Source organism: Niallia sp. 01092 (genome assembly GCF_052318935.1).
In the GTDB taxonomy this organism is placed as follows: Bacteria; Bacillota; Bacilli; order Bacillales; family Cytobacillaceae; genus Niallia.
In genome coordinates this window covers 150,002-173,017 of sequence record NZ_JBQRKO010000002.1, presented here as the reverse complement: position 1 = coordinate 173,017, position 23,016 = coordinate 150,002, and the positions used below count along the sequence as shown (strand labels likewise).

General features: G+C 35.4%; 22 protein-coding genes. All 22 read left to right on the top strand.

Annotated elements, in window-relative coordinates; translation table 11 throughout:
- Window positions 1–132 precede the first annotated feature (132 nt).
- The 22 genes from aroC to ACTXGU_RS02660 all read left to right on the top strand — a co-directional run bounded on the left by aroC (window position 133) and on the right by ACTXGU_RS02660 (window position 22,917).
- Window positions 133–1,302, top strand: a complete 1,170-nt coding sequence (gene aroC, locus ACTXGU_RS02765) for a chorismate synthase (protein ID WP_443479967.1) — start codon at window positions 133–135, stop codon at window positions 1,300–1,302.
- Window positions 1,302–2,396, top strand: a complete 1,095-nt coding sequence (gene aroB, locus ACTXGU_RS02760) for a 3-dehydroquinate synthase (protein ID WP_443479966.1) — start codon at window positions 1,302–1,304, stop codon at window positions 2,394–2,396. The genes aroC and aroB overlap by 1 nt, the downstream gene beginning before the upstream one ends.
- Window positions 2,389–2,766, top strand: a complete 378-nt coding sequence (gene aroH, locus ACTXGU_RS02755; RefSeq protein ID WP_443479965.1) for a chorismate mutase — start codon at window positions 2,389–2,391, stop codon at window positions 2,764–2,766. The genes aroB and aroH overlap by 8 nt, the downstream gene beginning before the upstream one ends.
- A gap of 31 nt (window positions 2,767–2,797) precedes the next feature.
- Complete coding sequence (gene hisC, locus ACTXGU_RS02750; RefSeq protein ID WP_443479964.1) at window positions 2,798–3,904, top strand: histidinol-phosphate transaminase; 1,107 nt, start codon at window positions 2,798–2,800, stop codon at window positions 3,902–3,904.
- Between the two features lie 29 nt (window positions 3,905–3,933).
- Window positions 3,934–5,040 (top strand): prephenate dehydrogenase, encoded by a 1,107-nt coding sequence (locus tag ACTXGU_RS02745; protein WP_443479963.1) that lies wholly within the window; start codon window positions 3,934–3,936, stop codon window positions 5,038–5,040.
- Window positions 5,041–5,060: 20 nt separating this feature from the next.
- Window positions 5,061–6,347, top strand: coding sequence for a 3-phosphoshikimate 1-carboxyvinyltransferase (gene aroA, locus ACTXGU_RS02740; protein WP_443479962.1), 1,287 nt, complete (start codon window positions 5,061–5,063; stop codon window positions 6,345–6,347).
- A 298-nt stretch (window positions 6,348–6,645) separates the two neighbouring features.
- Window positions 6,646–7,176, top strand: a complete 531-nt coding sequence (locus tag ACTXGU_RS02735; RefSeq protein ID WP_443479961.1) for a hypothetical protein — start codon at window positions 6,646–6,648, stop codon at window positions 7,174–7,176.
- Between the two features lie 239 nt (window positions 7,177–7,415).
- A complete protein-coding gene (locus ACTXGU_RS02730) occupies window positions 7,416–9,758 on the top strand; it encodes a putative bifunctional diguanylate cyclase/phosphodiesterase (RefSeq protein ID WP_443479960.1) in 2,343 nt (780 codons plus the stop codon).
- Window positions 9,759–10,020: 262 nt separating this feature from the next.
- Window positions 10,021–10,929 carry a hypothetical protein gene (locus ACTXGU_RS02725; RefSeq protein ID WP_443479959.1) on the top strand — a complete coding sequence of 303 codons (909 nt, stop codon included), beginning with the start codon at window positions 10,021–10,023 and terminating at the stop codon, window positions 10,927–10,929.
- Between the two features lie 12 nt (window positions 10,930–10,941).
- Complete coding sequence (locus ACTXGU_RS02720) at window positions 10,942–12,207, top strand: tetratricopeptide repeat protein (protein WP_443479958.1); 1,266 nt, start codon at window positions 10,942–10,944, stop codon at window positions 12,205–12,207.
- 109 nt (window positions 12,208–12,316) lie between these two features.
- Window positions 12,317–12,865, top strand: a complete 549-nt coding sequence (locus ACTXGU_RS02715; protein WP_443479957.1) for a ReoY family proteolytic degradation factor — start codon at window positions 12,317–12,319, stop codon at window positions 12,863–12,865.
- Window positions 12,866–13,210: 345 nt separating this feature from the next.
- Window positions 13,211–13,807 (top strand): DUF1405 domain-containing protein, encoded by a 597-nt coding sequence (locus ACTXGU_RS02710; RefSeq protein WP_443479956.1) that lies wholly within the window; start codon window positions 13,211–13,213, stop codon window positions 13,805–13,807.
- A gap of 94 nt (window positions 13,808–13,901) precedes the next feature.
- The gene (gene ypjB, locus ACTXGU_RS02705) at window positions 13,902–14,711 is read left to right on the top strand and encodes a sporulation protein YpjB (RefSeq protein ID WP_443479955.1); all 810 of its coding nucleotides are present in this window, start codon (window positions 13,902–13,904) and stop codon (window positions 14,709–14,711) included.
- A 60-nt stretch (window positions 14,712–14,771) separates the two neighbouring features.
- Window positions 14,772–15,446: a zinc metallopeptidase gene (locus ACTXGU_RS02700; RefSeq protein ID WP_443479954.1), complete on the top strand. Its 675-nt coding sequence runs from the start codon at window positions 14,772–14,774 to the stop codon at window positions 15,444–15,446.
- A gap of 192 nt (window positions 15,447–15,638) precedes the next feature.
- Window positions 15,639–16,859 carry an MFS transporter gene (locus ACTXGU_RS02695; RefSeq protein ID WP_443479953.1) on the top strand — a complete coding sequence of 407 codons (1,221 nt, stop codon included), beginning with the start codon at window positions 15,639–15,641 and terminating at the stop codon, window positions 16,857–16,859.
- A 323-nt stretch (window positions 16,860–17,182) separates the two neighbouring features.
- On the top strand, window positions 17,183–17,515 hold the full coding sequence (locus tag ACTXGU_RS02690) for a nucleotide pyrophosphohydrolase (RefSeq protein ID WP_443479952.1): 333 nt from the start codon (window positions 17,183–17,185) through the stop codon (window positions 17,513–17,515).
- A 158-nt stretch (window positions 17,516–17,673) separates the two neighbouring features.
- A complete protein-coding gene (dapB, locus tag ACTXGU_RS02685; protein WP_443479951.1) occupies window positions 17,674–18,474 on the top strand; it encodes a 4-hydroxy-tetrahydrodipicolinate reductase in 801 nt (266 codons plus the stop codon).
- An 11-nt stretch (window positions 18,475–18,485) separates the two neighbouring features.
- Window positions 18,486–18,908 carry a methylglyoxal synthase gene (gene mgsA, locus ACTXGU_RS02680; protein WP_443479950.1) on the top strand — a complete coding sequence of 141 codons (423 nt, stop codon included), beginning with the start codon at window positions 18,486–18,488 and terminating at the stop codon, window positions 18,906–18,908.
- Window positions 18,877–19,617: a bacillithiol biosynthesis deacetylase BshB1 gene (gene bshB1 / locus ACTXGU_RS02675; RefSeq protein ID WP_443479949.1), complete on the top strand. Its 741-nt coding sequence runs from the start codon at window positions 18,877–18,879 to the stop codon at window positions 19,615–19,617. Before mgsA ends, bshB1 begins: the two co-directional genes overlap by 32 nt.
- Window positions 19,614–20,750 carry an N-acetyl-alpha-D-glucosaminyl L-malate synthase BshA gene (gene bshA / locus ACTXGU_RS02670; protein WP_443479948.1) on the top strand — a complete coding sequence of 379 codons (1,137 nt, stop codon included), beginning with the start codon at window positions 19,614–19,616 and terminating at the stop codon, window positions 20,748–20,750. Before bshB1 ends, bshA begins: the two co-directional genes overlap by 4 nt.
- A gap of 2 nt (window positions 20,751–20,752) precedes the next feature.
- The gene (locus ACTXGU_RS02665; protein ID WP_443479947.1) at window positions 20,753–21,955 is read left to right on the top strand and encodes a CCA tRNA nucleotidyltransferase; all 1,203 of its coding nucleotides are present in this window, start codon (window positions 20,753–20,755) and stop codon (window positions 21,953–21,955) included.
- Window positions 21,940–22,917 carry a biotin--[acetyl-CoA-carboxylase] ligase gene (locus ACTXGU_RS02660; RefSeq protein WP_443479946.1) on the top strand — a complete coding sequence of 326 codons (978 nt, stop codon included), beginning with the start codon at window positions 21,940–21,942 and terminating at the stop codon, window positions 22,915–22,917. The genes ACTXGU_RS02665 and ACTXGU_RS02660 overlap by 16 nt, the downstream gene beginning before the upstream one ends.
- Window positions 22,918–23,016 lie beyond the last annotated feature (99 nt).

Genomic DNA, 23,016 nt, shown 5'->3' with positions numbered 1-23,016 from the left:
GAAGACAGAAAACTCGTAAAAGTTAGCTATCTTTTTTATTATTTTTGCTTTTTATACTATTCTTATCATCAATCGTATGGTATATTGAAACATATTTCCTTTAAAGCGTTGAAGGGAGAAAGGATTCGAAAAATGAGATATTTAACTTCAGGGGAATCACACGGTCCCAAACTTATAACAATTATTGAGGGTCTTCCAGCAGGAATGCCATTATTAGCAGAAGATATTAATACAGAATTAGCAAGAAGACAAAAAGGCCATGGACGTGGCAGAAGAATGCAAATTGAAAAAGATACTGTGGAGATTGGCGGAGGAATCAGACATGGATATACGTTAGGTTCACCAGTATCTTTAATAGTCGATAATAATGACTGGAAGCATTGGACAAAAATTATGGGTCAAGAACCAATCAATGAGGAAGATGCAGAAATTAAACGGAAAATCTCCCGTCCAAGACCAGGACATGCAGATTTAAACGGTGCGATTAAATATGGCCATCGCGATATGCGAAATGTGTTGGAAAGGTCATCCGCAAGGGAAACAACGGTTAGAGTAGCTGCAGGTGCAGTCGGCAAAAAACTACTTTCCTTACTTGGGATTAAAATAGCATCACATGTAATAGAAATTGGTGGTGTAAAATCTGCAGGTGTTGAATATGATTCCATTGATCAAGTTGTCGAAGTTTCTGAAAACTCACCTGTTCGCTGTATAGATCCAATTGCCGAAAAAGAAATGATGAAAGCAATTGATGATGCAAAAGCAAATGGTGATTCCATTGGTGGAATTGTGGAAGTTATTGTTGAAGGAATGCCAACTGGTGTCGGCAGCTATGTTCATTATGACCGTAAGCTTGATGCAAAACTTGCAGGAGCGATTATGAGTATCAATGCATTTAAAGGGGTCGAATTTGGCATCGGCTTTGAAGCTGCAAGAAAACCTGGCAGTGAAGTTCATGATGAAATTGTTTGGGATGAAGAAAAAGGATATACACGCAGCACAAACAGATTAGGCGGCTTAGAAGGCGGAATGTCAACTGGAATGCCAATTGTAGTCAGAGGCGTAATGAAACCAATCCCGACTTTATATAAACCGCTAAAAAGTGTTGATATTGAAACAAAAGAGCCATTTGCTGCAAGCATTGAAAGATCGGATAGCTGTGCAGTACCAGCAGCAGCAGTTGTGGCAGAAAATGTCGTTGCTTGGGAATTAGCTTGTGCCATTATTGATCAATTTTACGCGGATAGATTTGATGCATTATTGAACAATATTAATGACCATCGTACGTATGCGAGGGAATTTTAATGAAAACAGTTGCCGTTAAAACGGAATCTAAAATGTATGATGTTTTGATTGGAGAAAATGTTCATACCAAGCTGCCGTCTATATTGCAACAACATTATCCTTGCACGACAAAAATATTAATCATTACGGATGAAACAGTAGAGAAGCTTCATTTAGCTTCTCTACAGCAAGAATTAGATTCTTTTGCTTATGTCACGTATACCGTGCCTGCTGGAGAAAAGGCGAAAACATTTGAAGTGTATTATAATTGCTTAACATTTGCGTTGGAGCAAAATCTGGATCGTAAATCCTTTGTTTTAGCACTTGGTGGTGGAGCAGTGGGTGATTTAGCAGGATTTGTAGCAGCTTCTTATATGCGTGGAATTCCATTTATTCAGCTCCCAACAACGATTTTAGCGCATGATAGTGCTGTGGGTGGAAAAGTCGCGATTAACCATCCTCAAGGCAAAAATATGATAGGTGCTTTTTATCAGCCAGAAGCTGTTATATATAATACAGCTTATTTACAAACATTGCCTTTAAAAGAAATCAGATCCGGGTTTGGTGAAGTAATGAAACACGCATTAATAAGCGATCCTGAATTTTACTTCATGCTTTTGGAAGATATAACAGATCTTGCAAATGTACCAGAGAAGACATGGGCTTCTTTACTACAAAAAGGCATTGAAATTAAAGCAAATATTGTAAGCCAAGATGAAAAAGAGGCAGGTATTCGAGCATATTTGAATTTTGGCCATACTTTAGGTCATGCTATTGAGGCAGAAATGGGCTATGGAAATATCACACATGGGGAAGCAATTGTCATCGGTATGGTATTTGCCATGAAATTAAGTCAGAAGAAATATGGCTTTGATTTTTCTTTTCAGCAATGGTTAAACTGGCTGACAAAGCTGCAATATGATGTGCAGATTCCAGAACATTTAGAGACAGATAAACTAATCAACCGCATGAAGCAAGATAAAAAGTCTGTCAATGGTGATATTCACTTTGTATTGTTAGAAAGCATTGGCAAACCGGTTATAGTAAAATTTGGTGAAGAAGAAATCAAAAAAGAGCTACAATTATTTAAGGATGGAGAGAATGTAAATGATTAGAGGAGTGCGGGGGGCAATAACCGTAGAACAAAATGAAGAAAATGAAATCCTTCAGGCAACAGAACGGCTTGTACAAGAAATGATTCGTTTAAACGACATACAAGCGGATAGTGTTGCCTCTGTGTTTGTTTCGGTCACAGATGATATTACTGCAGCTTTCCCTGCTAAAGTCATTCGTTTACAAGAAGGTTGGACATATGTACCAGTAATGTGTATGCAAGAAATCAATGTTCCTTTGTCATTGAAAAAATGCATTCGCATCATGTTCCATGTAAATACAACTGTATCACAAAAAGAAATCAACCATATTTATTTGGAAAAGGCGGTTCAACTGCGACCAGATCTGAAAGAGAATGAAACACGAGCGTAAAAAAGGGAAACATAATTCAGAGGTGAATAGTATGAAATGGAAAGAGCAATTACTAAACTTAACTCCTTATCAACCGGGAAAAACAATTGATGAAGTAAAAAAACAGTTTAATTTAGATGAAATTGTCAAGCTGGCTTCCAATGAAAATCCGTTTGGCAGTTCATCTAAAGTGAAGGAGGCACTCCAAAATGTAGATGGCTCTTTTGCTTTATATCCAGATGGTTATGCTACAAATTTACGCTTTGCATTAGCTGAATTTTTACAAGTTGCTCCAGAACAGTTAGTACTCGGAAATGGTTCAGATGAAATTATTTTAATGATTTCTCGTGCTTTGTTAAAGCCTGGTTTAAATACGGTGATGGCATCCCATACATTTGGCCAATATAAACATAATGCAATTGTTGATGGAGCAGAGGTAAGAGAAATTCCATTAACAAATGAAGGGCATCACGATTTAGACGGAATGCTTGCTGCAATCGATGAAAATACAAGTGTTGTATGGTTATGCAGTCCAAATAACCCAACAGGTACGTATATTTCGGATGAAAAGCTTGTACCCTTCTTAAAATCTGTACCATCGGAAGTATTAGTTGTATTAGATGAGGCGTATTACGAATATGTAGTGGCGGAAGATTATTACGATGCGCTTACACTCGTAAAACAGTTTGATAATTTAATCGTTCTAAGAACTTTTTCAAAAATATATGGACTTGCGAGCTTTCGCGTAGGCTACGGTATTGCTAATGAAGAATTTATCAAATCATTAGAGCCGATTAGAGAACCTTTTAATGTGAATACATTAGGTCAAATTGCAACCGAAACAGCATTAAAAGATCAGGAATTTGTCGAAAGCTGTAAAAAGAAAAATAGAGAAGGCATGGAACAATTTTATGCATTTTGTGAAGAGCATGGCTTAACTTATTTTCCATCACAAACGAACTTTATTTTAATCGACTTTAAAGTGGATGGAAATGAAGTATTCCAATACTTCATGAAAAATGGCTATATTGTACGATCAGGAGTGCCGTTGAATTTCCCGACATCTGTTCGAATTACAGTTGGCTCTAAAGAACAAAATGAAGGATTAATAAAAGTAATGTCTCAGTTTATAGAAGAGAAGGCAGCTGTTGTTTTGTAATTTTATAAAAGAAGAAGGCGGTGAGCAATGTGAATGGCCGCGTCTTCGTAATAGGATTGGGACTAATTGGTGGATCGTTAGCTTTAGGTATAAAAGATAAGCATCCACAAAGTTATGTGATTGGCTACGATGTTTCGGAACATAATGTCAAGCTCGGAAAAATGCTTGGTGTGATAGATGAAAAGGCAGAATCGATTATGGCAGGGGCAATTCATGCTGATTTAATCATAATCGCTACACCTGTCAAGGAAACAGAAATAATCATTAATATGCTTGCTGAAATGCCATTAAAAAAAGGTGTTATTGTAACGGATGTTGGCAGTACAAAAGGAAAGATCGTTCAGAAGGCACAAATTCTTTTAGATAAAGGCGTAACTTTTATCGGGGGCCATCCGATGGCTGGTTCCCATAAAAGCGGGGTCCTTGCTGCAAAAGAATTACTTTTTGAAAATGCTTTTTATTTATTAACACCTGTGCAAGATACAAAAGAAGAAGAAATAAATAGTTTAAAAAGTTGGTTAGAAGGTACAAAAGCTAAATTTCTTATTGTTACATCAAATGAGCATGATTTATTAACAGGGGTTATTAGTCATATGCCTCATATTGTTGCCACGTCATTGGTACATCAGGCAGACCATACAAGCAAAAAGAATGATCTTGTAACAAGGCTGGCAGCAGGAGGTTTTAGAGATATAACAAGAATTGCCTCAAGCAGCCCTGCTATGTGGCGTGACATTTTATTGCATAACAAAGAAGTGTTGCTTCAGCTTTTAAATGATTGGCAGCATGAGATGGATAAAGTGATTTCCTTAATAAAAGAAGAAAATTCCAGTGAATTATTTGAATATTTTCAGCATGCTAAAAACGTAAGAGATGAACTTCCGCAAAATCAAAAAGGAGCTATACCGGCATTTTATGATTTATATGTAGATGTTCCTGATTATCCGGGTGTTATTTCAGAAATAACAGGGTATTTAGCAAAGGAAAAAATAAGTATCACGAATATTCGTATTATTGAAACGAGAGAAGAACTAAACGGAATATTAGTCATTAGTTTTCAAACGGATGAAGATAGATTGCGTGCACAACAATGCATTGCGTCATATTCTAATTACGGCACGACAATTGAAAAGTAATAAATAAAAAGGTGATAAGAATGGAACCAATTAAATTAAATGCAACTCCAACCAGCTTACAAGGAGAGCTTTTTATTCCGGGAGATAAATCAATTTCCCACCGTTCTGTTATGTTTGGGGCGATTGCAAACGGCAGAACAACCGTTACCAATTTCTTAATGGGAGAGGATTGTTTAAGTACAATCTCTTGTTTTCAAAAGCTTGGTGTAACAATTGAGCATAAAGACGAAAAAGTAATCATCGAAGGAAATGGGTTAGATGGATTAGTAGAACCGAAAGATATATTGGATGTTGGAAATTCGGGAACAACTATTCGTCTATTATCAGGTATTCTTTCAGGGAGAGATTTTCATTGTACACTCATTGGAGATTCGTCAATTGGAAAAAGACCAATGACTAGGGTGGTTAATCCATTACGTACAATGGGAGCTCGTATTGATGGAAGAAATAATGGAGAGTTTACCCCGTTATCTATTCGAGGCGGCCAATTAAACAGCATGTCTTATCAGCTGCCTGTAGCAAGTGCTCAAGTGAAATCTGCTGTGTTATTTGCCGGATTACAAGCTGAAGGTACAACAACAGTTATTGAACCTGTTGCAACAAGAGATCATACAGAAAGAATGATTAAACGCTTTGGCGGCGATATAACAGTTGAAGGAAAAGAGATACATATTAATGGTGGCCAAACATTAACAGGTACAGAAATCCATGTTCCTGGAGATATCTCTTCTGCCGCATTTTTCCTTGTTGCAGGATGTATTGTGCCGAACAGTGAAATCGTGTTAAAAAATGTAGGATTAAATCCAACTCGTACTGGAATTATGGATGTGTTGAACATGATGGGTGCAACCGTTGCAGTGAAGTTCGACGAATCGGAAGTGTTTGAACCGGTTGGTGATCTTGTTGTAAAAACAAGCAGCTTGTCAGGAATTACGATAGAGGGAGATATCATTCCACGTTTAATTGATGAAATTCCAATTATCGCTTTATTAGCAACGCAAGCAAGCGGAACAACGGTAATAAAAGATGCACACGAATTAAAAGTCAAAGAAACAAATCGCATTGATACAGTTGTAAATGAATTGAAAAAGCTAGGTGCTGATATTGAAGCAACAGATGACGGCATGATTATCCATGGCGGAACTCCTTTAAAAGGCGCTTTAGTTAACAGTCATGGCGACCATCGTATCGGTATGATGCTGGCAATTGCATCAGTTATTTGCGAAGGCGAACTTTTTTTGGAAAACGCAGAAGCAATTTCTGTTTCTTATCCGTCGTTTTTTGAGCATTTAAATAGTTTGATGTAAGAAGAAGGGGGGGATCCAGAACGTCAGTTTACACTGACTTTCTGGATCCCTTTTTTCTTTTTTATAAAGGCTTTATTAAACGATAATGTTAATTTTGGAAGGAAATTTACGAGATATTTAAAATTTAATTAACGGAATATTCAAACTTTTTTCGGCGGAGTTTTCTGAAGAACCATTTTTTAAGAGGTTACTTCTCTATATAATTAGAGATAGACTAGTAACTTAAATATAGGTATAATAGCCCTTGCTTACTTTACTAGTAAAATTATAAGTTTATGTTTTATAGGAGGAAAGAAAAGTGTACATAAAAGTTGATTCCTTTGCACTATTAAATGATTTTAACCAAATTTGGATGGAATGTTGGCTTGAAAAGGGTTATGGATTAGAGAATTCAAATGGTCAGAGCGATCGATATATCATTCAAAATTCTCATAATCAAAAAGTAGGAACCATTGAATTTAAGCCTTATATTCTAGATCCTGCTAATAACATTAATACAGTATTTCCCTTTCATCAGATTGAATCTATTAAAAGTAAGCCAAACTCAGTGGTAGAAATTGATAAGGTGGCCATATTAAAGCAATTTAGAGGAAAGAACCTGGATAGACTTTTAACTGTGTTCGTAAATTATTCGGAATACTATGATATAAGTTATTGTGTAGTACTCCTTGAAAGAGTGTTTTACAAAGCACTCAAAACTGTATACAAAATTCCTTTGGAGTCAGTTAGTAATAAAATCTATTATAAGGGGGATTATGTGATTCCTGCGATTATTTATCCTAAAGATATTTACCGTAATAAGGAAAAATACCCATGGTTATTAAGTTAATATGATACGAAAAGGAATCTGATTTTTAAATAAAGGATCTGTTTTATAGTAATGTTGTTTTTATGAAATATTGATTAGACAGAAAAGCCTAGACACTTCTGCGGAAAAACGAGCTACCAAGACTACGCAGGGAAGGACGAGCGAGGAGGCTTGACAGTTCGTCAGCGGAAAGCGTAGTGTATTCACGATGCGGAACTTCTTTTCAGGGTAGCTTAAATAAAAGAAGAATGGAGAAATACATGTTCAAAGTTAGAACAAAAAGGTTTGCATATTCTTTTATCGTTATTTTTATTCTTGCAAACTTCCTTTGGAATTTAGTATTTAGAAATAAACAAGAATTATTAGATTGGGGCGGAGTGACCTTTCAAATCATTGCTTGCTGTGCATCTATTGGATGGCTCGTTTCCACATTTATTAAGCATAAAGGATCCGCTAAAAGTTTCTGGTTATTTCTTGGTTTAGGGATACTTAGTTATCTCATTGGAACCATCCTTTGGAGCTATAATGAATTTATTCTTCATCTAGGTAAGGGATTGAATAGACTAGCGGTGACGTTTTGGATAGCACAAAATGGATTTTATTTTATAGGACTCCTTGTACTAATGAATGAAATGAGGAGTTATTTATTAACGATCCGTTTCTGTCTCGACATGTTAATAGCTATGTCTGTAGCAACGACTCTTAGCTGGATTTTCTTAATAAAACCATTGCTAAATCAACATGCGAAAATAACTTTTAATATTATCGAGTTGCTTTATCCAATATTGGATCTTATTGAACTTGTAGGGGTCTTAAGCATCATTATGACTTCTTATAGTATCTTGTCCAAAAAGACAAATTATTTACTTGTGTCTGGACTATTTATCCAGATAATCGCAGATACTATTTTTAACTATCTAACAGTTATGAAAATATACTCGGTAGGGAGTATAAACGAGCCTTTTTGGATTCTCTCGATATTATTGATTGGGTTGTCAGGGATTTATCATGATGGAAAGTCAGCAAAAGAGTTTAAAACATATGGTAGTAAACAAAAAGAGAATCTCCTTTTAAAACAAAGTATCCCCTATTTGGCTGTATTGCTATTTTCTATGTATGTAATATCTATGTTATACAAATCTCATCCAGTGTTATTGGGGTTGTTTATAAGTATATTATTTTTAATTTTGAGACAAATATTTACTTTAATAGAAAATGAGAAATTAGTTGCTGATTTGCACCATTTAAATGAAAATTTAGAAATTAAAGTAAAAGAAAGAACCGATAAACTAGTAGTAACCGTAAATAACATGGAGTACTTAGCTTATCATGATGTAGTTACAGGTTTACCTAATCGCAGATATATGGAAAAAAGACTCTCACAGGCGATTAACAATACCAATGCTCATGATAAGAAATTAGCCTTTATGCTTCTTGATATGGATCGTTTTAAACATATTAATGATAGTCTGGGACATTCCTATGGCGATTTACTGTTAAAAGAAGTTGGAGAACGACTAGTAAAATGTTTAACCCAACATGAAGTGGTTTGCCGCATTGGTGGAGATGAGTTTGCCCTATTAATTGAAAATGCAAATATGCAGGATATTGAAAGAATAGCATTAAATATATTAACTAGCTTAAGAGAAACATACAATATTAAGGGAGTTGAACTTCATATCACCCCAAGTATAGGGATATCTATTTTTCCTGACCATGGCAGAGATTTGGATACACTATTAATGAAAGCTGATACAGCAATGTACAAGGTTAAAGAAAATGGAAAAAATCATTATATGATTTATAACGGGTCAATGAGTATGAAATCTATCATGGAGTTAGAAAGTTCCTTAAGAAAGGGTCTAGAACGTAATGAATTTATATTACACTATCAGCCGCAAATCTCCTTGCATACGAATGAAATTGTAGGTGTCGAAGCTTTACTGCGTTGGAATAGAGACGGAAAAGTAATGGTACTGCCATCCGATTTTATTCCGATTGCCGAAGAAACTGGTTTGATTTTATTAATAGGAGAAAGAGTTTTATTAGAGGCCAGTAAGCAGTCTGTATCCTGGAGTAAGAAGGGATTCTCAGAATTAAGGATTGCCGTAAATATATCTTCTCTACAGTTTCAACATGATAATTTTATTAATATGGTATCAGAAATAATAAAAGACACTGGTGCAAATCCCAATAATATAGAATTAGAAATAACAGAAAGTATAGCAATGGGGAAAACTGAGAATAACCTTGCTAAAATAACCTTGTTAAAACAAATGGGCTTTAAAATAGCGTTAGATGATTTTGGAACAGGATATTCATCACTACATTATTTAAGTAAATTTCCAGTTGATCGACTGAAGATAGACCGTTCATTTATTACTTCGTTAGAGAAGAGTGAGAAAGACGCAGCAATAGTTAGAATGATTGTAATGATGTCCAAATCATTAAACTGCAAGGTTATTGCAGAGGGGGTAGAGGATGAAATACAAAAATCCTTTCTTGAAGAAATGGAATGCGATGAACTTCAAGGATACTTAGTTAGTAGGCCTTTAAGTGTAGAGGACTGTGAAATTTTCATGTCATCTAATAAGAGAAAGTAAAAAAAGATAGTATGGAAGGATAGTAGACAAAGAAAGAGTCGAAATGAAAGATAATGGGGCTGTCTAGACAGTCCCTCAGATTTTCGAAAAAGTAAGACTGCAAAATTTCAGGCTGAATGACAACGTTTGTCTATCGAGGAACGACCCTTTGTAAGGAGCGGCGGGCAATAGAATGTTCAAGGTGCTGCTGCTTTTTTGAATTTTCAGTCATATAATGCCAATTAAAAGCATAGCTTGTCTTAAAAAGATTGGTGGTGATGCAATGGCATATATAATCGAAAACATTCATATTTTAAAAAAACAGAAAGTAACGAAAACATCCCTTTTAGTGCAAGGTAATCGAATTGAAATGATGAAGCCTGCCTTTCAAAAGTATCGTTGTGTTCGAATGGACGGAGCGCCGTATATTATGACCCCAACACCAATTATTTTAGATAATCATGTCACAACATTAACATCCGCAAAAGAACAGAGGAATTATATTGAAAATAATTTGATTAAAAGAGGCGTTACGACTTTTTTAACCTGCTGTGCAATAAGTAAAGAAAAAGATTTAGAGCAGCAATTAAAACAAACGAAAAATATTTTGCTAAACAGTTCCTTAGATTATATTATCAGTATTCAAATTCCGTTAAAACGATTATCCGTTTCTTTAATCCGCAAGTGTAAAAAGCAAAAGATTCCTGCTATTTTTGTTGAAATAACGGATAAAAATGATTTAAACAAAATTCCTTGGGGGTGGATAAAGGAAGCGATGTTTCCTTATAATTGTCCTCTTGTACCTGTTGTATTAATAGAAGAAGAGCAGGAAAGGAAAAAAGCACTTGCCGTTTGGTCCACCATTATGAGAGATGAAAAACTTCCTTCTATTACAGAAGAAGTAAAAGAAGGAGAAGTCATTTCATATCCGTCTTTAGTAAAGATGGGAATTTACCCGCTTAAAGGAAATGTGTATCAAGGAGGAGAGGTGACGTATAATCTTTATGAAAAAAATGGTTCAAACATAAATATTGAACAAAATGAATTGTTTCTTTATCATAATGAGAGAATACAATTTACGATTCATAAAGGTGTTTGTATTCGGGCAGGAGAAAAGGTTTATTTTCGTCCTGGTTTTGGTGAACAGATAGAAGTAAAAGTACCTTCCTTTTTTGCATTAGGGGGAGTTTAGAGAGGAAAATACATGGAAAGAGTAAATGAAATTATTGCATTATTAGAAGAAGGGCAACAAGAAAAAGCGTTAGAATATTATAAAGATATAGTAAAAAGTGGTTCAAATGAAGAACGATTTGTATTAGGAGAAGAGCTTTTTCAACTAGGATTTTTAGAAGAAGCAAAACAATTATTTCATCTGTTATTAAATGCTTATCCAGAAGAAGGAGAGCTAATGGTTCTGTTAGCGGAAACGGAAATGGAACTTGGCAATGAAGAAGAGGCTATTTCCATTTTAGAAAAGATAAATACAGAGGATGCAAGCTTTCCCCAAGCTCTGCTATTGTTGGCGGATCTGTACCAAATGGATGGTTTGTATGAAGTAAGTGAGCAAAAGCTGCTGCAAGCAAAAAAGATGTTGCCAGAAGAGGTAATCATTGATTTTGCATTAGGAGAATTATATGCAGAGCAAGGGAAGCTGTTTGATGCAATTCGTGCTTATAAAGTCGTTCTTCCAGTTCAAACAGTAGTTGGCGGCGTAAATGTAAATGGGAGAATTGCCGATAATTTAAGTGCAGGCGGCGCATTTGAAGAAGCAGTTACGTATTATAAAAAAGCGTTGGAAGAGAAAGTTGAAATAAATACACTGTTTAATCTTGGCTTAACATCTTTGCAAGCGGGATTCAACCAAAGTGCCATTCATCATCTTGAAGAAGTCAAAGCATTGGATCCATCTTTTCACTCCTTATATTTATATTTAGCGAAAGCGTATGAAGGAGAAGAAATGCTAAAAGAAGCATATGACGTTGTTTTAGACGGAATAAAACAAGATGAATTTAATAAGGATTTATATTTATATGGTGGAAAATTGGCGTTGAAATTAGGAAAGGAAGAAGACGCAGAAAAGCAATTTCGTGAAGCCTTGGCAATAGATCCGGAATTTATAGAAGCAGTGCTGTTATTAAATAAACTATTTTTCACACAAGACAGATTTGATGATGTGATGGAACTAATTGAATTAATGGATGAACAAAATATTGAAGAACCAACCTTTCTATGGGATGCAGCAAAATCTTTACAAGGATTGGAAAAATATTCAGAGGCATTAAACAAATATGAAATAGCATATACTTATTTTAAAGAACTACCAGATTTTCTTTACGATTATGGATATTTTCTTTTAGAAGAAGGAAAAAGAAAGGAAGCTGCCGAAATTTTTAATAAGCTATTAGCAACAGATCCTAGCAATGCAGAGTATTTAGAAATACTTGATCAGTTAGCAGATGAATCGTATTAGTTGTTTTGCTGGTAAAAGGAAACGGTTTTATGGAGAATGGGAATTGTTATGGTAGGGAGTTTGGAGAAACTTAAAAAATTAGTTGGAAACAGAGGAGGGAAATAAAAAAATGAAAACCCCTGTATCTGTCAACGAGAAAAAAGACTTCATTCGTTGGTTTTTAAATCATTATCAATTAAAGAGACGGGAATGTGTTTGGATTTTAAATTATTTAATGAGTCATGATCAATTAATGGAAAAAGTTCATTTTGTTGAAAATGCGGAAAGATGTCCACGAGGATTGGTGATGTCCACCCATTGTGTGGATGAAGTTCCATTCCGCTTTTATAAAGAAAATGTGATGACAACCGATGCAGAAAAGTCCTTTCACGATATTCGTTTAAACAGAGATGAAGATATTTATATTCAGTTGAATTTTTTTGCTTCTAATCAAGCGCATCAATATGCAGCCGTTTTGGTCGAAAATCCATACTTGCCAAAAAAATTACAAATTAGTGAAAAAGACAGAATGATTGCCGAACAATTTCTTGTAACAAGCATTGAAAAATTTCAAAAAGAGAAACTTCTTCACTTAATTGATGAAGCGCTGGATAATGGAGATGAAAAGTTGTTTCAAGAATTAACGAGTAGACTAAAGCATTTTCAAAGTACTAATTAACAGTGACGAATAGAGCGAATAAACAACTTGATTGGTTTTTGATGGGGTTGTTTATTCGTTCCCGTCACTTTTTTTGTCGTTTAGGAAATTATAAACGAAATGGGATTGTGGATAACTTGGCGGTTGTGTCCGCATCCAGCTCCAGCGCCTAGCTCTTGTGAAAAATAACCCCATGCCTCTAAAAGTAAAAAACACTTTTTGAGTCATGTGAACATTTTTCTTCAGAGCTGTTCAAGGCGCTTGCGCTTTTGTTCTTTTAGAACAAGTTGAAATAGAATAAATTTCCGCTAAATATGATCGTATGATAAAATAAATCAACAAATACAAGGAAAGGAAAATACATACATGAGATCGTTGTATTATATATTAAGCAATCGTTCTTTCTTAATGTTAATGCTTGTGATTAATGTGTTAGGAACAGCTTATGGATATTATTGGTATAGATTTCAATTACAAGAAACACCGACTGTTTTTTTAGCCTTTGTGCCAGATAGTCCAACAGCAAGTTTATTTTTTGTTATCGTTCTTTTTGCTTTTTTATTGAAAAAAAATTGGCCGTTATTTGAAGCGTTGGCAGCAATTACGTTATTTAAATACGGAATATGGGCTGTTGTCATGAATCTACTTGTTTTTTATCAGACTGGAATAGTTGATAAAGCAGGGCTTATGTTGATATTTTCACATGGGGCGATGGCGTTGCAAGGTCTATTATATGCGCCTTTTTACCGAATAAAAGTAAAGCATCTCATTATAGCAGCGATTTGGACGTTGCATAATGATATCATTGATTATGTTTTTTTTATGATGCCTAGTTATAAAGTATTAGATCAATACATGGCGCAAATTGGTTATTTTACCTTTTGGTTAAGTATAGCAAGCATCGCGATTATATATTATGTTACACAAAAAAAGGATCGATTGAATTGGAATTTAGTACATTAAAGTGAGAGTTCCAGCATAAGAACAAAAAAATTAATAGTCTAACCTTGTCCACCTCGTCATACATTTTTAATAGTAGACCAAGGAGGGACATGGGATGAAAGCTAAATTCGTTGTATTCGTAAGTGTTTTAGTGCTTTTGCTACCTATTTCGATTTCTGTATATGCAGATACAGATCAAAATGCGCCTATAGATGAACTAGACACATTATCGGACGAAGCGTTGCAGCTTGTAAAATCCGAACGATATGAAGATGCAAAAAAAATACTAGATTATTTTTCTAATCAATTTAGCGACATAACAGTTAAACAAAATCCTTTCACAATGGATGAATTAAGAATTGTTACAGTTGCACATGATGAAGCTGTTGAAGCGACCACCAATACAACCATGAATGTAGAGGAACGCATTTCTGCAGTAACTAAGTTTCGACTTGTTGTAGATGCCATCTCTTCAGGACAGCAGCCTTTATGGACACAAATGAAGGATCCTGTTATGACGACATACAACGAGATGAAAGAAGCAGCTGAAAATGGGGACAAACAAGTTTTTGAAGAAAAGATGAATTCCTTTCTTTCTTTATACGACATTATTTACCCGAGTTTAAAGCTTGATGTAGCGACAGAGCAGTTTCAAAAGTTAAATGCACTTGTACAGTTTATTGATACGTATCGTCTGCAAGTATTTAGCAATAGTGATCAACAAGAGGAATTGATCACCTTGCAATCCGAGCTGCAAAATGTATTTAATCAAGTATATGAAGATGAAACAGATCCTTCTCTTTGGTGGATGATTATTTCAACAGGAAGTATTATTATTCTTACATTATCTTACGTTGGCTGGAGAAAATATGCAGGGGATAAAGCAGAAAAGAAGAGACAAAGAAAATCAAATCATAAAATTTGACTTTAGTATTTTCCCTGCTTACAATAAAAATATATAACATCATGAAATAGGGGGAAATGTATGTTTTTAGTGTATTTTATTATCATCCTTTTAGTTCCTCTCTTCGCCAATCTTAGAGTTAAACGTGCTTATAAAAAATATTCAAAAGTAGCTTCTTCTTCGTATATGACAGGAAGAGAAGTTGCAAGAAAAATTTTAGATGCTAATGGATTATATGATGTAACAGTAGAAGAAACAAGAGGCGTATTATCTGATCATTATGATCCAAGAACAAAAGTGGTTCGTCTTTCGACCAATAATTTTCATGGACATTCTGTTGCAGCAGCTGCGATTGCTGCACACGAAGTAGGACATGCCATTCAGGATCAGCAGAATTATTCTTTTTTGCGCTTCCGTCATGCATTAGTTCCAGTTGCGAATATCGGTAGCAACTTTTCATGGATTCTTATTTTAATTGGAATGTTTGCAGGGTTATCCAATTTTGTTCTGTTAGGAATTGTATTTATGGCTGCAGCTGTGTTGTTCCAGTTTATTACCTTGCCAGTGGAATTTAATGCATCCAACCGTGCGATGGATCAAGTAGTTTCATTAGGAATTATCCGCAATAACGAAGAAAGAGAAACAAAAAAAGTATTAAATGCAGCTGCATTAACGTATGTGGCAGCAGCTGCTGTTGCTGTATTAGAATTAATTCGTTTGATTCTAATTTATACAGGAATGCAAAGACAAGATTAATTTTTATAGAAAAAAATGGATAGATGTTAATTATAGAAAAGGTGCGCTGTTACAAATAACAGCGTACCTTTTTTGCTGTAGAAAATGATTTTTATAAAATCTTTACCATACCTATTTTTTCCTTCTTTTCCGATGTATAATAACATTTGTAATTTGATTTATTATCTATTTTTGCAAAAAGAAAGAAGGGGTATGTTGCAAACAGCAGAAGTATTACAAAAGCAACAGCAAATAACGGTTTATAATATATTATTTGCGATAAGTTTAGGACATTTTATGAATGATTGTATGCAGTCGGTCGTACCTGCATTATTTCCAATTATTGAAAAGTCGATGAACCTTAACTATACACAAGTAGGATGGATTGCGTTCACTCTTAATATTACATCGTCTATTATGCAGCCATTTTTTGGTGTATTGGCAGATAAACGCCCGGCTCCTTATTTATTGCCAGTTGCTATGATTTTTAGTTTATTAGGCATGTTTGGACTGGCAATTTCTACTAATTTTTATTTTGTGCTTTTATCTGTACTATTTATTGGCTTCGGTTCTGCTATTTTTCATCCAGAAGGATCACGTGTCGCCTATATGGCTGCGGGAGCAAAAAGGGGGCTTGCCCAATCCATTTATCAAGTTGGCGGCAATGCAGGCCAATCTATGGCGCCGTTATTTACAGCATTTATCTTTACTTATACTGGCCAGTTTGGCACTATCTGGTTTACTTTGCTAGCTGCCATTGGAATAGTTGTGCTTTTTTCCGTTTCCAACTGGTATAAAGGCGAGTTGAAAATAATCGCACCTAAAAAAAACCACCAAGCAAAAAAGCCGCTTTATATCAATAAAGAAATTGTGATCGCCATTAGTTTATTAATTTTTTTAGTTTTTGCTAGATCTTGGTATGGTGCAGGCATCAGTAATTTTTTTCATTTTTATTTGATTGATAAATTTCAACTATCAATTCGTTCAGCGCAGATTTATGTTTTTTTATTTTTGTTAGCAGGAGTAATTGGCACTTTTTTTGGCGGACCATTAGCGGATCGATATGGAAAAAGAACAATTTTGTTGTTTTCCATGCTTGGAGCTGCACCGTTTACGTTATTAGTGCCTCATATGCCGCTTAGTTTAGTTGGTCCTTTATTAATGATAATTGGATTTATTCTTCAGTCGAGTTTTAGTGTTACGGTTGTGTATGCACAGGAACTAATACCAGGTATGATTGGCCTTGTTTCTGGGTTAATTGTTGGATTAGCGTTTGGCATGGGCGCACTTGGAGCCGTTATCTTAGGGGTGATTGGAGATAAGTATGACTTGCAAACCATCATGCTGTTATGCAGTGCATTACCGCTATGCGGTCTATTAACGTTGTTATTGCCAACAGATAATCGAGTGAAAGAAATCCATCAACATCATTAATAAGAACTGTTGAACAAACTCTATATGAAAAAACAAAGGACAAGAAGTCGTGCATTCTTGTTCCTTTTGGTTTTTTCTAAAGATAAGAAAAGTTTTCTTAAGTATGACAGGTGTCTAGCTCCAGCGCCTAGCCCCTGTGAAAGATAACCTCATGCCTCTAAAAGTAAAAAACACTTTTTGAGTCATGAGAACATTTTTCTTCGGGGCTGAACAAGGCGCTTCCACTTTTCTTAAAAGAAATGCTAAAATGTTTGTAAAAACCTATTAGATTAGCTAACATGTAAATGGATGTGTTGAATACTTTACGGTATGAGGTGGAATGGGTGAAGCAAGAGAAAACATTAAAAGAATTACAAAAAGAAGTCGATGAATATATCGGACAGTTTAAAGAAGGATACTTTAGCCCCCTTGCGATGCTAGCGCGGTTAACAGAGGAATTAGGTGAACTGGCACGTGAAATAAATCATCATTATGGGGAAAAGCCGAAGAAAACAACAGAAGAAGAAAAAGAAATCAACGATGAACTTGGAGATATGCTATTTGTATTAATTTGCCTTGCTAATTCTTTACATATAGACTTAGAGGAAGCACATGATAGAGTCATGCACAAATTTAACACAAGAGACAAAAATCGTTGGACAAGAAAAGAGCAATAAGAAAGGGGAAGCGCCTAGTTCAGCCTTGAAGAAAAATGTTCATGGCAAAGGGTTATTTTTCATAAAGGCTAGGTGCTGTAGCTGGACATAGAAAAGCAGTAATGAGTTATTAAAACAACAACATAATTACATAGAACATACATAAAGGAGCGTTTACATTGGAAAAAGTCAAAATTGTCATTGCAGGAGCACGAGGAAGAATGGGAAAGGAAGCAGTTTATTTAACAGGGCGTACTGAACATTTTCAATTAGTCGGTGTGTTGGATCATAAATATGAGGGAAAAAAATTAAGTGAATTAGATGGGTTTGCTTCCTATGACGTGCCGATCTATACCGATATTGACACTTGTTTGCAAACAGAAAAACCAGATGTGTTGATTGATTTAACCACACCGGAATTTGGCATGCATCATGCAAGAACAGCTCTTAGCTACGGTGTCCGCCCAGTAGTTGGCACAACTGGCTTTACGAAAGAAAATTTGCAGGAATTAGAAAATTTATGCGAAGAAATGAACCGCGGCTGCATTATCGCACCTAATTTTGCAGTAGGAGCAGTTCTTATGATGAAGTTTTCCAAGCTTGCTGCAAAATATTATCAAGATACAGAAATTATCGAGTTGCATCATGATCAAAAATTGGACGCTCCATCTGGTACAGCTGTGAAAACAGCGGAACTGATTGCGGAAGTTAGGGAAACGAAAAAACAAGGGCACCCAGAAGAAAAAGAAACGATTCCTGGAGCAAGAGGTGCAGATTTTGATGGAATGCGCATACACTCTGTTCGCTTGCCTGGATTAATTGCCCATCAACAAGTTATGTTTGGCGCAGATGGAGAATCATTAACACTAAGACATGACTCTTATAATCGCACTTCCTTTATGTCAGGTGTAAAATTGGCGGTAGAAGAAGTATTAAAAGTAAATGTGCTTGTTTACGGACTTGAAAATATTATGGAATAGGGGTGTGAAAAATGAATATTGCTTTAATTGCTCACGACAAAAAAAAGGATGACATGGTCCGATTTGTGACTGCATATGAATCAATTTTCTCAAAACACTCTTTATTTGCAACAGGAACAACTGGTTTAAAAATAAAAGAAGCAACTGGATTAGAAGTACATCGCTTTCATTCCGGCCCCCTTGGCGGCGATCAGGAAATAGGGGCGAAAATTGCCAATAATAACATGGATATGGTTTTTTTCTTTCGAGATCCATTAACGGCTCAGCCTCATGAACCGGATGTTACCGCATTAATACGATTATGTGATGTATATTCAGTTCCACTTGCAACCAATATGGGGACAGGGGAAGTATTAATCCGAGGACTTGAGCACGGTGATATAGAATGGAGAAATGTTGTACATGGAAAAACAGCAAAATTTAAAGAAAAGTAAATGGGAGACTATTGATATATTAGCATTTGGCGCACATAGCGATGACGTGGAAATAGGGATGGGGGCAACAATTGCTAAATACGCAAAAGCAGGCAAAAAAATTGTTGTTTGCGATTTAACAAAAAGTGAACTGTCTTCAAATGGGACGATCGATATACGGAAAAAAGAAGCGCTCGAAGCAGGGAACGTTCTCGGCATTACGGAAAGAGTCACACTCGATCTTCCAGATAGAGGCTTGTTTTTACAAGAAGCTTCAATCAAAAAAATAGTAGAGATTATCCGTCTATATAAGCCTAAAATCGTTTTTGCTCCATTTTTATTCGATCGTCATCCAGATCATGGTAATTGTGCGAAATTAGTAGATGAAGCAGTATTTTCGGCAGGAATAATAAATATTCAGACAGAAAACGGATTGGCACATCGAGTGCAGAATGTCTATTATTATATGATCAACGGTTTTCATAAGCCGGATTTTGTGATTGATACAAGTGAATATATGAATCAAAAAATCGATGCATTAAATTGTTATAAGAGCCAATTTATTAAATCAACAGAAAGTGTGGATACACCGCTTGTTAACGGTTATATCGAAAACATTCAAGCACGGGAAAAACTCTTTGGGCAAGAAGCAGGAGTATCTTTTGCTGAAGGGTTTATGAAGAAAAAGCCGCTATTATTGCATCATGATTTATTAGGTGGAAAAGAATGAAGAAATTAAAAATAGGAATTACATGTTATCCGACAGTTGGAGGATCAGGTGTTGTAGCAACAGAATTAGGGAAAATGCTCGCGGAAAAAGGGCATGAAATTCATTTTATTTCATCCAGCCTTCCTTTTCGATTGAAAAAAATGTATCACAATATTTATTACCATCAAGTAGAGGTTAGTCAATATTCTGTTTTTCAATATCCCCCATATGATATTGCCTTAAGCAGCAAGATGGCTGAAGTGATAAAAAGGGAAAAATTAGATTTGCTGCATGTGCACTATGCAATTCCACATGCTGTATGTGCAATTTTAGCAAAACAGATGAGCGGAAGAGATGTGAAAATTGTCACTACTTTACATGGCACAGATATTACTGTATTAGGATATGAGCCATCTTTAACAGATAGCATCCGTTTCGGTATTGAAAAATCAGATGTGGTGACAGCAGTTTCAGAATCATTAAGACAACAAACATATGATGTAATTCATCCTAATAAGCAAATTGAAGTATTGTACAATTTTATTGATGAGCGAGTATATCAAAAAGTAGAATCGACTCATTTGCGAAACGAATATGGCATACAGACAGCAGAGAAAGTTGTTATTCATGTATCCAATTTCCGCAGTGTAAAGCGAGTACCGGATGTTGTCAAAGCATTTTATCATCTTTCTGAAAAGGTACAGTCCAAGCTTTTGCTTGTAGGAGACGGCCCTGAAATGAGAAATGTAACGAAGCTGGTAGATGAATTGCAAATAAAAGACCGAGTATTATTTTTAGGAAAACAAGAAAATTTAGAAGAGTTGTATTCAATTAGTGATTTAATGCTGTTGCTATCTGAAAAAGAAAGTTTTGGTTTAGTAGCATTAGAAGCAATGGCTTGTGGCGTACCTTGCATTGGAACAAATATTGGTGGTATTCCGGAAGTAATTGTGGACGGTGAAACTGGCTATATTTGTGAATTAGGAAATGCTGAAGAAATTGGCGAAAAGGCAGCTGCCTTATTAAGTAATAAGGAACTGCATCAACAGTTTTCCTATCATTCCATTCAACGAGTACAAGACCATTTCCGTGCAGGATTAATTGTTAGCCAGTATGAACAAATATATGAGACGTTAATGAAAACTGGTGATTAATGATGAATAACGTATTCCAAGAAGCATTACCGATCATAAGAGAAATCGAACAAGCTGGGTATGAGGCGTATTTTGTTGGAGGGTCTGTACGGGATTTTTTGTTAGGCAAAGAAATAAACGATATTGATATTGCTACCGCTGCCACACCAGACGAAATAAAAAACATTTTTGACCGTACGATTGATATCGGCATTCAGCACGGAACGGTAATGGTGTTGCTTCATCATCGTTCTTACGAAATTACAACGTTTCGAACAGAGTCTACATATGTAAATCATCGTCGACCTTCTGAAGTATTTTTTATTAGGAATTTACGCGATGATTTAAAACGGAGAGATTTTACGATGAATGCCATGGCAATGGACAAAAATGGCAGCATTATTGATTATTTTCAAGGGGAAGATGCCCTGCAAAACAAACAAATTGTCACAGTCGGCAATCCAAACGAACGTTTTCAGGAAGATGCTCTTCGTATGATGCGGGCGATTCGTTTTGTTAGTACATTAGGTTTTTCTATTGAAGATAATACAAAAAAATCTATTACAGAAAATCGTCAGTTGTTGAGAGAAATTGCAGTCGAAAGAATAACGGCTGAATTTGAAAAATTGCTGAATGGTCCTGCAAGAATAGAAGCTTTAAAACATGTCGTTGAGACAAAGATTTATGAGTACTTGCCACAATTAAAAGGAAAAGAGGATGCATTAGTACAATGGTCGTCTATGCATACTGCTTTCTTAAATGGAAATGAAATGTGGGCTATATGTTTATTATGTTTGAAAATAAAAGATAATAAACTGATAGAACAGTTTTTACGCGCTTGGAAGCTGCCGGTGAAACAAATAAAACAAATCCAAAAAATCATGTTTTTTGTTTACAAAAAACAAAACAATTCCTGGACAGACATCGATTTATATGAAGCTACTTTATGTATTGCCTGCAGTACAGAAAAAGTTTCTCAAGCTTTTTGGCAACAAAAAAAAGATGTAGATATACAACATATAAAAGCAAGATATGAAAAACTGCCAATAAAGAAAAAAGCAGATCTTGTTATTGGTGGAGGAGACATCATGGCTTGGAGCAATAAACCTTCTGGACCTTGGATAAGAGAAGTTTTGAATGTTGTCGAACAAGCAGTCGTCGAACAAAAAGTTCGAAACGATAAGCAGGCAATAAAGGAGTGGCTACAAACATGTCATCAGATTTAAGAAAACAATTGCTGGAAGCTTTTACAAGTAAGCCGAATCAATATATTTCCGGCCAAGAACTTGCAAATGTATTAGGATGCTCCCGAACGGCAATATGGAAACATATAGAGGAACTTAGAAAAGACGGTTTTACATTGGAAGCAGTCCGTAAAAAAGGTTATCGAATAATTGATGTTCCAGAAAAAATTATTCCAGATGAAATTCGATTTGGCTTAATAACAAAAAATTTCGGCAGAAATATCTATTATGAGGAAACAGTGGAGTCAACTCAAAAAATTGCACATAAGCTGGCATTAGAAGGTGCAGAAGAAGGAACACTTGTTGTAGCAGAAGAACAGCTTGGCGGTAAAGGAAGACTGAATCGGAACTGGCATTCGCCGAAATATAAAGGGATTTGGATGAGTTTATTATTAAGACCGAATATTCCAATTCTACAAGCACCGCAATTAACATTGTTAACAGCTGTTGCAGTTGTACAAGGAATCGAAGAAGTAACCGGTTTGCAAGCACAAATTAAATGGCCAAATGATCTATTAATAAACAACAAAAAAGTAACAGGCATTTTAACGGAGATTCAAGCGGACAGTGATCGTATCCAATCGGTTATTGTCGGGATTGGCATTAATGTAAATCAGGAGCTTGAGGATTATCCAGAAGAAATTCAATCGCTTGCAACGTCTCTCTTGATTGAAAAAGGAGAAAAATGGAATCGTGCCAATATTATTCAAGCTATCCTTTTGCAATTAGAAAAGCTGTATACTGTCTATTTAGAGAACGGCTTTTATCCAATTAAAATATTATGGGAGAGCTATGCCATTAGTATCGGAAAAAAGGTTACGGCAAGAACTCTTACAGGAAATTTATACGGAGTTGCTCTAGGAATTACAGATGAAGGAGTATTGCTGCTAGAGGATGAAGATGGAGTTACTCATCAAATTTATTCCGCAGATATCTTAGTCTAGTAAGAATTGTATAGTTTTGTTATAATGCTTTTGTTGGGCAGTATCTTAAAGGAACTGCACCTTTTAGTTTTAATAAGAAATCATAAAAATTTCTTAACT

Bases quoted from the DNA above. Each gene is read 5' to 3' on its own strand.
- mgsA (WP_443479950.1), top strand. From the start codon at position 18,486: ATGAATATTGCTTTAATTGCTCACGACAAAAAAAAGGATGACATGGTC.
- aroA (WP_443479962.1), top strand. From the start codon at position 5,061: ATGGAACCAATTAAATTAAATGCAACTCCAACCAGCTTACAAGGAGAG.
- ACTXGU_RS02725 (WP_443479959.1), top strand. From the start codon at position 10,021: ATGGCATATATAATCGAAAACATTCATATTTTAAAAAAACAGAAAGTA.
- bshA (WP_443479948.1), top strand. From the start codon at position 19,614: ATGAAGAAATTAAAAATAGGAATTACATGTTATCCGACAGTTGGAGGA.
- ACTXGU_RS02660 (WP_443479946.1), top strand. From the start codon at position 21,940: ATGTCATCAGATTTAAGAAAACAATTGCTGGAAGCTTTTACAAGTAAG.
- bshB1 (WP_443479949.1), top strand. From the start codon at position 18,877: ATGGAAAAACAGCAAAATTTAAAGAAAAGTAAATGGGAGACTATTGAT.
- ACTXGU_RS02665 (WP_443479947.1), top strand. From the start codon at position 20,753: ATGAATAACGTATTCCAAGAAGCATTACCGATCATAAGAGAAATCGAA.
- ACTXGU_RS02715 (WP_443479957.1), top strand. From the start codon at position 12,317: ATGAAAACCCCTGTATCTGTCAACGAGAAAAAAGACTTCATTCGTTGG.
- hisC (WP_443479964.1), top strand. From the start codon at position 2,798: ATGAAATGGAAAGAGCAATTACTAAACTTAACTCCTTATCAACCGGGA.
- ACTXGU_RS02720 (WP_443479958.1), top strand. From the start codon at position 10,942: ATGGAAAGAGTAAATGAAATTATTGCATTATTAGAAGAAGGGCAACAA.
- ypjB (WP_443479955.1), top strand. From the start codon at position 13,902: ATGAAAGCTAAATTCGTTGTATTCGTAAGTGTTTTAGTGCTTTTGCTA.
- aroC (WP_443479967.1), top strand. From the start codon at position 133: ATGAGATATTTAACTTCAGGGGAATCACACGGTCCCAAACTTATAACA.
- aroB (WP_443479966.1), top strand. From the start codon at position 1,302: ATGAAAACAGTTGCCGTTAAAACGGAATCTAAAATGTATGATGTTTTG.
- ACTXGU_RS02700 (WP_443479954.1), top strand. From the start codon at position 14,772: ATGTTTTTAGTGTATTTTATTATCATCCTTTTAGTTCCTCTCTTCGCC.
- ACTXGU_RS02695 (WP_443479953.1), top strand. From the start codon at position 15,639: ATGTTGCAAACAGCAGAAGTATTACAAAAGCAACAGCAAATAACGGTT.
- aroH (WP_443479965.1), top strand. From the start codon at position 2,389: ATGATTAGAGGAGTGCGGGGGGCAATAACCGTAGAACAAAATGAAGAA.
- ACTXGU_RS02730 (WP_443479960.1), top strand. From the start codon at position 7,416: ATGTTCAAAGTTAGAACAAAAAGGTTTGCATATTCTTTTATCGTTATT.
- ACTXGU_RS02710 (WP_443479956.1), top strand. From the start codon at position 13,211: ATGAGATCGTTGTATTATATATTAAGCAATCGTTCTTTCTTAATGTTA.